Source organism: Pedobacter sp. CG_S7, from assembly GCF_040544395.1.
In the GTDB taxonomy this organism is placed as follows: domain Bacteria; phylum Bacteroidota; class Bacteroidia; order Sphingobacteriales; family Sphingobacteriaceae; genus Pedobacter.
On the sequence record NZ_JBEONS010000055.1, the window covers coordinates 1 to 11,277 of the forward strand.

At 37.8% G+C, this 11,277-nt stretch carries 9 protein-coding genes and 1 pseudogene; 5 read left to right on the forward strand and 5 right to left on the reverse strand.

Going from position 1 to position 11,277, the window contains the following annotated elements:
• Positions 1–358: 358 nt before the first annotated feature.
• From AAKU52_RS16380 to AAKU52_RS16390, 3 genes are read right to left on the reverse strand one after another with little or no spacing between them, the layout of a single operon-like run.
• Positions 359–1,942, reverse strand: a complete 1,584-nt coding sequence (locus AAKU52_RS16380) for an MFS transporter (protein ID WP_354335527.1) — start codon at positions 1,940–1,942, stop codon at positions 359–361.
• A complete protein-coding gene (locus tag AAKU52_RS16385; protein WP_354335529.1) occupies positions 1,942–2,994 on the reverse strand; it encodes an HlyD family secretion protein in 1,053 nt (350 codons plus the stop codon). Before AAKU52_RS16385 ends, AAKU52_RS16380 begins: the two co-directional genes overlap by 1 nt.
• A 9-nt stretch (positions 2,995–3,003) precedes the next feature.
• Positions 3,004–4,314: a TolC family protein gene (locus AAKU52_RS16390; protein WP_354335531.1), complete on the reverse strand. Its 1,311-nt coding sequence runs from the start codon at positions 4,312–4,314 to the stop codon at positions 3,004–3,006.
• Positions 4,315–4,400: 86 nt separating this feature from the next.
• Between AAKU52_RS16390 and AAKU52_RS16395 the strand changes: the two genes are divergently transcribed.
• The 3 genes and pseudogenes from AAKU52_RS16395 to AAKU52_RS16405 all read left to right on the forward strand — a co-directional run.
• A complete protein-coding gene (locus AAKU52_RS16395; RefSeq protein ID WP_354335533.1) occupies positions 4,401–5,210 on the forward strand; it encodes an AraC family transcriptional regulator in 810 nt (269 codons plus the stop codon).
• A 91-nt stretch (positions 5,211–5,301) separates the two neighbouring features.
• Positions 5,302–6,792 (forward strand): succinyl-CoA:acetate CoA-transferase ScpC, encoded by a 1,491-nt coding sequence (scpC, locus tag AAKU52_RS16400; RefSeq protein WP_354335536.1) that lies wholly within the window; start codon positions 5,302–5,304, stop codon positions 6,790–6,792.
• 1,088 nt (positions 6,793–7,880) lie between these two features.
• Positions 7,881–7,949 (forward strand): annotated as a pseudogene (locus AAKU52_RS16405) (hypothetical protein); the annotation flags it as partial.
• Between the two features lie 155 nt (positions 7,950–8,104).
• Here the strand turns inward: AAKU52_RS16405 and AAKU52_RS16410 are convergent.
• Together AAKU52_RS16410 and AAKU52_RS16415 are read right to left on the reverse strand one after the other, a co-directional pair.
• Complete coding sequence (locus tag AAKU52_RS16410) at positions 8,105–9,400, reverse strand: Fic family protein (RefSeq protein ID WP_354335538.1); 1,296 nt, start codon at positions 9,398–9,400, stop codon at positions 8,105–8,107.
• 720 nt (positions 9,401–10,120) lie between these two features.
• On the reverse strand, positions 10,121–10,372 hold the full coding sequence (locus AAKU52_RS16415) for a DUF4372 domain-containing protein (protein ID WP_354335546.1): 252 nt from the start codon (positions 10,370–10,372) through the stop codon (positions 10,121–10,123).
• Between the two features lie 186 nt (positions 10,373–10,558).
• Between AAKU52_RS16415 and AAKU52_RS16420 the strand changes: the two genes are divergently transcribed.
• Together AAKU52_RS16420 and AAKU52_RS16425 are read left to right on the forward strand one after the other, a co-directional pair.
• The gene (locus tag AAKU52_RS16420; RefSeq protein WP_354335540.1) at positions 10,559–10,762 is read left to right on the forward strand and encodes a hypothetical protein; all 204 of its coding nucleotides are present in this window, start codon (positions 10,559–10,561) and stop codon (positions 10,760–10,762) included.
• Positions 10,759–11,196 carry a nucleotidyltransferase gene (locus AAKU52_RS16425; RefSeq protein ID WP_354335544.1) on the forward strand — a complete coding sequence of 146 codons (438 nt, stop codon included), beginning with the start codon at positions 10,759–10,761 and terminating at the stop codon, positions 11,194–11,196. The genes AAKU52_RS16420 and AAKU52_RS16425 overlap by 4 nt, the downstream gene beginning before the upstream one ends.
• Positions 11,197–11,277: the final 81 nt, after the last annotated feature.

The window sequence follows — 11,277 nt, forward strand, 5'->3', positions numbered from 1 at the left end:
CGCTTTTTTCTGAAAATAAAATCCAAAGAAAATAACACCTTAAACGATTTTTCAGGTCAGTAAAGTAAGTTAGAGGGAACCTGAGTGGTTACTAATAATTAATTTAAAACGCTTTATCAAGAAAAATTTAATTCTTATAATTGATGATGATATCGCTGTTTTAGAGATTTAAGAATGGCTCACAGGAGATGGATTTCAGGTGATATCACCATTGCAAGGAAGTAATGATGTCTTGGCCTTAATTAAACAATTTCAAGATAAAAGCCTCCCATATTATCTTTCATATGTACATGGGTTTTATTGCACAAAACCGTTCCCATCAATCGCACAGCAAATATCTTGAGAAAATTGTAATCGATTAAGAGCCCCAGTTTTTATTCCTAAACAGGTCAAATGTTTGTTTTAAATGTTGATTAAAAAGTAGTAAAACCACTAAGGCGATTAACGCTATACCCACAACTGTAAAGATCTCCATGTTAGACAACAAAATTGATTGTTTATTGATGTTACTAACAATTTGCTTTAAAGCAAGTTGATGGGCATCATCAGGTGTAAAACCTTTGGAAAGGAATCTATCTGTGGCTAAAGCTACCTGATTCTGTGCTTCAGTTTGTTCAGGAGTTACATATTGCTGGAACTTACTGTAGTGTTTTTGCTGGAGATAGATCTGTGCATTTTGCATGATGCAGAAACCTAGGGTACTGCCCCAAAAACGGCCACCCACCCCAACAACGCCTGAAAAGGGTGCTAAAGCATTTGGTACCGCAGAAACAGTGAATAAAACTAAGGGCACAAATAAAATCCCTACAGCGATTCCTTGCAACAAGTAGGGCCCTGCAATACTCCCCAGCGATACATCGGGAACAAATAAAAAGGTAAACCATAAATGGTAAATCGCCATCAGGCTAAAGCCTAATATAAAAATATAACGGGTGGCTACGGAGCGCGACAGCAAGATGGCGGCGATAAAAATCCCGATCAGATCACCAAAAGCATTCAGGTATTGGATATGTGCCACCCGCATGGGTTCCCAATTCCAGACTTTACTCATCGTGCTATGACAAATATTTAATGTTGCACGGGAAATGTAGAAAAGGATAAACAACACTAAGCCGGTGCGGAGATTGGCATAGCGGAACACCACCAGGTCAAAGCATGGACGTTTGGCCAGTAATTGCCTTACTAAAAAAAGTCCTACAGTAATCACGGTCGCGACCGTTGCCCAAACAATTTGATTGGATTGGAACCAGTATTTTTTTTCCCCATACACCAATACAAATGCACCGCACAGAATCGCGGCATGCACCAGCACAAAACTGGCCCAGTCTACCTGATATAAAGGAGTCTTTTTATGGAAACGGTGGCCATTAAAGGTAATTAGCACCAGGGCGACACATAAAAACTGGAAAAATGCAGAGCCATAAGCCATGTATTTCCAATCATAGTTTTCCAGTAGCCAGACCACAATATTCATGATAAAGGGGGAGGCGATTAACAACGCCCCATAGGTTAAGGAAAAAACAATAATGGTAGCATTTTTAGACTTAAAACGGGTGAGCAGTAGCACCCGAAGTGGAATCCATGGCAAGGCCATAAGTACACCTTCTGCCATACGCAGAAAGATAAAAGGTACGAAGTCATGGGTATACGCAGAAATAATAAACGTTAGTGCCGCCAGAAAATAAATGGCAATAAAATAGTTCCTTGGCGGAAAAAATTTAAAGATGCGGCTCTCAATCATAATCGTCGCCAGGAAAGTACCATAGGTAATGCTCATTGCATACTGCAAATCTTCTACTTCCACATCCAGAAAACTGGCAGAATAGGTGAGGTTGGAAGTATACAGCCCTAACAATACCATGGAATGCAACATGCAAAAAGTTAATACTGCTTTGATGGCCCAATCTGGCATCCAGGGTTTAAATACACTTTGTACAGCCATTATTTTTGGTGATTGGCAATGACAGTCACATTCATCCCTGCACGTAGAAATTCGGTTTCCTGCACTTTGTCAGTCAATTTAATCCTTACCGGAATACGCTGCTCAATTTTAATAAAGTTCCCTGTAGCATTGTCCGGAGGGAGAATGGAAAACCTGGCGCCGCTGGCCGGAGAAAAAGACTCCACCACGCCATGGAAAATATGGTTGCCACCGGCATCTGCTTTAAAAGTAATGGGCTGCCCAATCACAATTTTACTCACCTGTGTTTCCTTATAATTGGCAGAAATCCATTTTTCCTTACTCACTATTGAAGCCAAAGTCTGGCCTTCTTTAACCAGTTGCCCGGGTTGAATGGTCTTTTTACCCACCCAGCCATCATAAGGAGCGGTGATTACCGCATAAGAAACATAAAGTGCTGCACGGTCTACGGCTGCTTTTTTACCTCCAATAACGGTGCTGGCCATGGGCACTTTTGCCGCAGCCTCTGCCGTATTGAGCGAGGAAGACTGAATAGCATGCAGTTTTTCCTGGAAACGGGCGACTGCAGATTCATAGTTGGACTTTAAGGTTTCTACTTGTTGCTCTGTCGCGGCCTCTCCTTTGAGCAGGGCACTGTAACGTTTAAATTCCTGCTGCGTCTTCCAAACTTCAGATTTAGCCGCTGCAAGCTGCGATTGCTGGATGGCGATAATGCTCTGGGTGGACGCCACATTTTTTTCTAAAACATGTACATTTTTCTTCGCATTTTCTGCATCTGACAAAGCCATGTCCAACTGTGCCTGGTACTCACGCTTATCGATAACGATTAAAGTATCTCCCTGATGAACAAATTGGTTTTCCTGGTAACGTACTTCCTGTACATAGCCTGTAATCCGGGTCACCACAGGGGTAACATACTGGTCAATCTGGGCATCATTGGTTTCCTCATTGTTGTTATAGAAAATTAAAAACCAAATCCCCATCAGGATACCTCCACCAGCAATAAAGCTGGCGATAACGGTAAAAAGGGTGTGAAAAGGGCCATGTTCAGCTGCTGCTTTTTGTGTTGTCATGTTATGGGTTTATAATAAGCCAGCGGCGTAACGCAATTCATAGTGTTTCATTAGGGCATCTATTCGTGTAGAAACCACATTAAATTTTGCCTCCAGCAAGGAATTATCGGCATCAATCATGTCGGTGATTAAAGCGAGTTGATTGAGGTACTTTAATTTAACGATGCGATAGTTTTCAGCAGCCTGTATCTGGGCTTTTTCGGTCACAGGCAATTTGTCCATCACCTCCAGAAACTGGCTGTATTGTGCAAAAACACGGTCGGAGATTTCCTCTTCCAGCAGCTGGGTGTCCGCCTTTTCGGCTTCAATTTTCTGATTGGCGATGTGCATTCTACTTTTGTTTTTATACAAATTTGACAAGCTCCAGGTGGCTTCGATCCCAATTTTCCCTAAAGTATAGACGTAAGGGTTAGGGGGGAAGAACATGTAATTGGGGTAATTGGCACCATAAGAACCGAATAAAGATATTTTTGGATAGTAGTTGCTTTTCACGATGCTAAGTTCTGTGAAGGAAATAGCCTCTTTTTGTGCTGCAATGCGCATTTCTTCTTTATGCAAAGCCACCTCCATGTAGGAGGCATATTTCCCGACCGAAAGACTGTGCGCCAACAAATTTGAAGTATCCAGACTTAAGGGTTCCCCTTCAGGCAATCGAAGCAGTGTTTGCAAATCATGTAGGGCCACATCGATCTTCCGCTGGTTAGAAATTAACTTGAGCTGCGTGTTTGACAACTGGAGTTCTGCACGCAAAACTTCATTATTGGTTACCGTACCATGTTTCCTGAATTGCTTCACTTCACGCAAGCGATCGTTTTCTTCTATGCTATTTTCTTTAAGGAGCTTATGCAATTCCATCAGTTTAAATATGCCTAAAAAGTTAGCAGTAACTTCTATTTGCACGTCATTCTCCGCTTTCTCCACCTGAAGCAAACCGATTTGATTTTCCTGTTTTGCTTTTTTTATGCTTTTTTTAACCGCAGACCCTGCGTAAAGGGGCAATCTGGCGGATGCCGTAAGGTCGGCCCATTCTGGGATGGTTTGCGTAACGGTTTTCTCCTTAAATCCATCCTTAAACTCAGTTAGGTTATTGATCCTGGCATAAGAAGCATGGAAATCCATTTCAGGAAGGCGTTGTTCTTCCTTTTCCCGGACTTCTGCTTCCTTTATTTTCTGGTTAATTTTGACTTTATGGAGGAAAGTATTTTGTACAGAAGCCAAGTGGAGAGCCTGTGGCAGGGAAAGCTGTCGCAGATTTTGCGCCATTATAGGTGTGCTTACACCCAATAATAATATAAAAGCGGCAAAGTTGCGCTTGTTCATGGTGGTAAAATAATTTAAGCACAAAGTTGCAAGGATTTAATTTGGCTTGATTATCTTTGGCAGACAATTGTTTATTCATTTCAGCCATGCCTAGCATCAGCAATTATTATTTAACCGAAGTAGATAAGTTAAAGAACACCATTTATTGTATGCACGATTTAATGGGCGAGAAAGACATTCCCTTTCACCAGCATAAAAAAGGACAGTTTCTTTATACCGAAGGGGGGGTTGTTCATGTGGTGACCAACGATAAAACCTTTTTTTTACCCGCAAGACATTACATGTGGATCCCATCAGGGGTGGTGCACAGCATCCATCCCAGCTCTGCAGCGGTGGTGATGCGCAATCTTTATTTCCCGGTAGAAAAAAATGAAGACAACTTTTATTCCAAAACTGCCATTTATCCCATCAATGACTTACTGCTACAGATGATTCTTTTCAGCAACCGCTACAATGGAGATATCGATCAAAAGAACAAAAGTGATTATCGCTTTGCCCTTTCTTTAAAGAGTATTTTACCCGAGATCAGCCTGTACAACCTTCCGCTGGCTTTACCTTACCCCAAAGACAAAAGGTTAGATACCATAATCAAATATATGGCGGCCAATCTGCAGGAAACGATTGCATTCCCCGTTCTTGCCGGAAAATTTGGCTTAAGTGAAAGAACCCTTTCCCGGCTCTTTCAAAGTGAAGTCGGCATGTCTTTTATCCAATACCTCACCATCCAGAGAATGATGCGCGCAGTACAATTTTTACTAGAGGATAAACTTTCCGTAAAGCAAGTCGCTATCTTGGTGGGCTACAACAGCATTCCAACGTTTAGCACCACCTTTTACAAAACTTTAGGCATCAGGCCATCAGAATATGTAAAAATTAAAGGCGTTTTGAGGGATTAAAAAATGCTGACCGAAAATGATATATTTTTGTCTTTATTGGATAAACATACCATCCATAATGACTTTAGATTTGTCACCATAAACTAAATCTATGTACTCAGATCGAATTCGCAAGGCCGATTTAATTCAAAAATTAATGACTGCCGAACAGGCAGCATTGTTGATTAAAGATAATATGGTCGTAGCCTCCAGTGGATTTACAAAATCAGGGGATAGCAAGGCTGTATTACCTGCACTTGCAGAACGGGCTAAAACAGATCCGCTTAAAATAACACTGATGACTGGTGCCTCTCTAGGTTATGGTACCGATGGGGCTTTGGCCTCTGCCGATGCACTATCACTGCGACTGCCTTTCCAGGTAGATCCCATTCTTCGCAAAGCGATCAATGCTGGAAAAGTAATGTTTATAGACCAGCATTTAGGGGAAACGGCCAATTTATTAAAAGCCAATAATTTCCCTAAAATTGATATTGCTGTACTGGAGGCGGCAATGATTGAAGATGATGGTAGTATAGTACTCACCACTTCTGTTGGAAACTCTGCCGCTTTTGCAACTTTAGCCAATGAAATCATTATTGAAGTAAATACCGCCGTCGACCTTTCGATCTGTGGACTTCACGATATATTTTATCCAGGAGAATATCCCAATCGATCGGAGATTCCCATTGTGGCCGCAAATACCCGGATCGGGAGGACCACAGTGCACATCGATTCCAATAAGATTGTGGGCATTGTGATGACCCATAAAAAAGATTGTCCGGCAGAAATTTCCGAGCCTGATGAAACCACAAAGGCCATTGCAAAACACCTGGTTGATTTTTTTACTAATGAAGTGCGCATCGGCAACTTGACTAAATCACTGCTTCCCTTGCAGGCCGGGATCGGAAAAGTAGCCAATGCTGTTTTAGATGGATTTAGAGAAGGTGATTTTGAAAACCTGACCATGTACTCCGAAGTGCTGCAGGACAGCACTTTCGATTTATTGGATTCTGGAAAAATGACTTTTGTATCCGGATCTTCCATCACCGTATCTGAAGCCTATTACGACAGGATTTTTAATCATTTTGACAATTATAAAGACAAGATCGTTTTAAGACAGCAGAGTATCAGTAATGCAGCAGAAGTGATTCGACGCCTGGGGGTGATTACCATGAATACCGCCCTGGAATGTGATATCTACGGCAATGTAAACTCTACTCATGTGAGTGGCACCCACATGATGAATGGCATCGGCGGCTCTGGTGATTTTGCCCGGAATGCTTATTTAAGTGTTTTTTTAACTTCCTCTACCGCTAAAGGAGGTGTAATTTCCAGCATCGTACCCATGGTTTCCCATGTAGACCATACCGAACATGATGTCGATGTAATTGTAACCGAACAAGGTCTGGCCGATTTACGTGGCCTGGCACCCAGACAAAGAGCCCAAGTGATCATTGAAAACTGTGTGCATCCAGACTATCGGGCACAGTTGAAAGATTACTTTGAAAGGGCTTTGGAAAGAGGTGGACAAACGCCACATCTATTGGAAGAGGCCTTTAGTTGGTATACCCGTTTAAGGGAAACCGGAACCATGAAACTATAAACTTTTTTTCCCCTTATCCGTAGTTTTAAATTTGTGAATATGCTTAAATAATTTAAATGTAGTACTGACCATCTCATCAGTAAACGAATTTGGCTTTTCAAAGCAGTAATCTCAGATGTTAATTCCTGGAAAAAACCAAAATGCTTTGCTCGCCAGGTAACAAATTTGCTATCACTTTTTCATGAGTCTGTTTCGTGAAGACCTGATGTAAATCTTTTAGTCCATTTTTTAGACGCTTCGAGTAATCTTTTATAAGGAAATTTATATGCGCATTATATAAAAGAAAAGCAAATTTATTTATTACCTTAATTTATGAAATAGCTGGTTAATTTACACATTAGTTATGGCAAAGTAAGAAAGTCGATAAGCTTTAGCTGATGATAGTTTCAGAAGATATTTGCATGATTTTTTAAAATCACTTGATTTATCAATAATTGACTAGGTTTTATATATGAGCAGATTTGAAATCAAAAAAAATACTGATCACAGGCGGGAATAGTGGTATAGGATTGACGGAGCTGAAAGATTAGTGCAGGAAGGAGCAAAAATAATCATTACCAGAAGAATAGAGGAACATCTTACATAGGCGGCAAAGCGTCTTAGGTAGTGGTCCCACTAAATAAACTAACGGAAACAGTAAAAGAAATTAAAAAACTTCATGCTGAAAAAGAGGCACTCTATGAGCGTTTGTTGAAGGCGCAGGATAGAAAGAAAAATTTTAGAAAATGTGATTAACGAAATTTTATAACTTTAAAGATGTTTTTACTAACTTTTTAATTATGATTACTTTAACAATTCAAATTCCTGATAAAGACAAAGCCCTCTTTTAGCAATTGGCAAAGAGTTTTAATGCCAAAATCATTAAAGTGGCTGATGGTGAACATATACCTAATGCGGTTACGCAAAAAAACCATAGCTGATGCAAGGGCTGGCAAAACTACAAAGATATCCGATCTTGATTCTTTTTTCAACAGTTTGTAAATGTATACTTTAAGTTTCACCAATAGGTTTGAAAAAGATTTAAAACTTATTCAACAGTTCCTTAAAAGTGAGCTAAGCATTAAAGGTGCAGAGGGTTAGGTGTAAAATATCGTGCCCATAAACTTTCAGGAAATTATGCAGATAATTGGGAATGCCACGTAAAAGGTGATTTATAATTATTTGGCTTGAAGTCAGTGACGATAATGAAATAACATTTGTGCGGGCGGTTTCTCATTAAGATTTATTTTATTAAAGCAACAGAAGCTAAGGAACTATAAATGTTTTTTACAAGTAAAGCCATTTGAGTGGAAGAATATATGTCACGCATTATTTACTTTATTGCTTTAACTCTATTTTCAAATCCAATAGATTTGATATAATTAATTTTTTTCTTATTCACATGAATTTCTTCTATAAATCCTAAGAGAACCAAAGCTTTAAGGTCTTGACGAGCAGTGAAATTAGAAACATTAAATCGTTTCTCAAGTTCTTTGCTATTCAGAACCCGATCAGCATCATCGTGAATAATTTTAATAATTTGTGCCATGCGGTCGTTTACGCCTGCTATCTTTAAAAATTTAGCAGCTTGTACCACCTCATTTTGTTTTTTATTAATATATACTTTTAAAGCTTCATAAGCTTTAATCATGGTTTTTATATGATAGGTAATAAAATAACCTAAATCATTGTCATCACTTTCAGTATTTAGGTAAGCCTTTTCATATTGATTTTTAGTCTCTTTTATAATTTTCGAAATCGATAGGTATTCCGTTAACCAATAACCATTTTTCAACATGTACCAATAAAACAATGCACGTGCCGTTCGTCCATTGCCATCAGTAAAAGGATGGATCCAACCCACCATAAAATGGATAATACAACCTTTGATAACTGGGTGAATAAAATCCTTAGTATCTGTATTAAAAAAAACGATCAAATCTTTTATGAGTAAGTCCAATTCGCTATGCAAGGGTGGTTGATGTACAACATCACCTTTCATGACATTAGCAACAAAAATTTCATCATTCGTTCTAAAACAACCTTCTTCATTTGGATTTTCCAAGGTATTTCGGGAAATGAGTTGATGAATTTCTAATAATTTTTCAACTGATAAATCTTCATTTTTGATTTGAACAATATGTTGCATGGTGATGTAATTGTTCAAAATCATCTGTTCAGAATGAGTACGAGGCTTTTTCTCTTGTTGAATCATCTCCTTTGCTCTTTTACGAGTTGTACTTGCTCCTTCCATCTGACTACTACTGATAGATTCTTCGATGATAGAACTAATCATAAATTTAGCTTTATCGGTTTCGGCAATACCAATATTACTGGTTAAAGTACCTCCTATATGAAGGTCAAAAAGATGTAATGCTCGCTGTAAAAAATCAGTTGTAGGATAGGTGAATTTATATCCGCCAAACAAGATTCTTTTACTTGTTATGAATCTATGAAATTTCAACGCAGCCCAAACCTGTCCTTTATCTTCATAATGGGTTTTATATTTTACTTTGTCCCAATACAAATAATCATCTTGAATGATTTTCATTTCACCAGAAAACTGCATATCGACAGATAAGCTAATTATTGCTTCTCTATTTGTATTTACAACTGGTGGCTTTTCCATAAATCAAGATTTATAACAAAAATAGTAAATAATGCGAGATTATTGGATAATCTCGCATTATTTACTATTAAACAAACATTTGTTGAAACATAGCTCTTTGAAAGCCTACGTTTGTATTATTTGTCCTAACATCTAATTTCTTATTTCAAAACCTAAGCTCATGATTTCACCTAATCGAACACCAAAACCAATTCTGATATGGATATTATAGGTCTTATAAACAATAAGTTAGCTGAAAATAGAAAAGTAATAGATTTTTCTAGCCTTTCCCATTAAGTTGACCTTATGGTTATCGAACACAAAAACTGAATTTGTTCAAATATATAGACGATTGAAAAATACATCAAAATCCAAAAACCACCTTTAAATTAAATAAAGATGGCTTTTGAATTTATGTGATCCCGCAGAGATTTACACCTAGTGTAAAAATCAGCGTTTTGCAATATCTAGAGTGGCTTTAGTTATTCGACTCTCCGAATGACGCGCCTTTTTTTTTAATGTATTTTAGCTGCAAATGCTATATTTAAATACATTAGCATCCGATAAAAGCCAGAAATAACAATTGAAATTTTTCATTCAATTGACAATCAATAACTTGAAATCTTTATTTTTAGATTTTGAAAAATAAGGTATTAAAAAAGAGCTAACTGTTAGATTTCTGCCTTATCAATAATCCAGTCTTTCTCTGGGTTTTCGAGGAATTTCATTAAATGAATGTAATTAAATAGGTGTATTTTGATGGTATATGTTTTCAAAAACCTGGACATCCCTTTTATTATTTGCATCCGATAAGGTGCTTCTTTTTGGAATGTGATTTAGCTGAAAATGTGCTGTCTTGCCAGATAAACCAAGCATTGCCCCAGATATCTCACGTAACGAGGTACATTTGGAAAAAGAACAGAATAACATACTGATCAGGTGGTCTTTGGTTGTAAAACGCTTAACATACCGGTCCGAACTACATTTTTTAATGCCCCTTTTATGATCTTATCGTCAATTAATGAAATCAGCTGTCCGAAAACCGATTTACCAGAAAAATAGTTACTTTTACTCATCGTATTTTAGTTGTTGTAAACCAAATCTACGATTCTTTTAAAGTAGCCAATTTATTGGCTTCTTTTTTTCCGTACAACAATGATTCTAATAAATGATATTGTGATGAATAAGACAAAAAATAGAATACGAATTTTCAACTCATTTGAAGAGGCTAAAGAAACTGAAATTCAGGATATCATTAGGCAATCACCTATTGAACGTTTAAGACATACAGTTGAACTTATTTTACGCGTACATCAAGTAAGTAGAGAAGACTTAAAGAACAGAACTGCCACAGGTAAAATTAGAATAATCACAGCTGGATGAACCTGTTTATAGAAAAACATCAAGACTTATTAAAGGAGCTTTTATTAAGGAAAGTTGATTTTATTGTCATAGGTGGTTATTCTGTAATATATCATGGCTATGCAAGAAGTACTGGCGATGTGGATTTATGGTTAAGACCTGATAATGTAAATAAGTTGAAATTATTGGATGTTCTAAAAGAAATGTACTTTGATGAAGACGATATACAGCATATTGCTGAACTGGATTTCACAAAACATATCGTCTTTTCAATGTGGGATGAACCAGAAAAAGTTGATTTCTTAACCAGAATTAGCATGCTAGAGTTTGAGCCGGCAGATCAGAGAAAAATTATTGCAGATATTGATGGTATAAAAATTCCGTTTCTTCACCTTAATGATTTAGTATTGTCGAAATTTAACACCGGGAGATTGAAGGATAAAGGGGTCACATAAAATAATTGGGGATTAGGCAAAAAGTTTTTCCATTCTGAACAGGAAGAATTTAGTATCTACAACACCCCTTTGATTAGCTCT

Bases quoted from the DNA above. Each gene is read 5' to 3' on its own strand.
- AAKU52_RS16425 (WP_354335544.1), top strand. From the start codon at position 10,759: ATGAACCTGTTTATAGAAAAACATCAAGACTTATTAAAGGAGCTTTTA.
- AAKU52_RS16390 (WP_354335531.1), bottom strand. From the start codon at position 4,314: ATGAACAAGCGCAACTTTGCCGCTTTTATATTATTATTGGGTGTAAGC.
- AAKU52_RS16380 (WP_354335527.1), bottom strand. From the start codon at position 1,942: ATGGCTGTACAAAGTGTATTTAAACCCTGGATGCCAGATTGGGCCATC.
- AAKU52_RS16410 (WP_354335538.1), bottom strand. From the start codon at position 9,400: ATGGAAAAGCCACCAGTTGTAAATACAAATAGAGAAGCAATAATTAGC.
- scpC (WP_354335536.1), top strand. From the start codon at position 5,302: ATGTACTCAGATCGAATTCGCAAGGCCGATTTAATTCAAAAATTAATG.
- AAKU52_RS16395 (WP_354335533.1), top strand. From the start codon at position 4,401: ATGCCTAGCATCAGCAATTATTATTTAACCGAAGTAGATAAGTTAAAG.
- AAKU52_RS16385 (WP_354335529.1), bottom strand. From the start codon at position 2,994: ATGACAACACAAAAAGCAGCAGCTGAACATGGCCCTTTTCACACCCTT.
- AAKU52_RS16420 (WP_354335540.1), top strand. From the start codon at position 10,559: ATGAATAAGACAAAAAATAGAATACGAATTTTCAACTCATTTGAAGAG.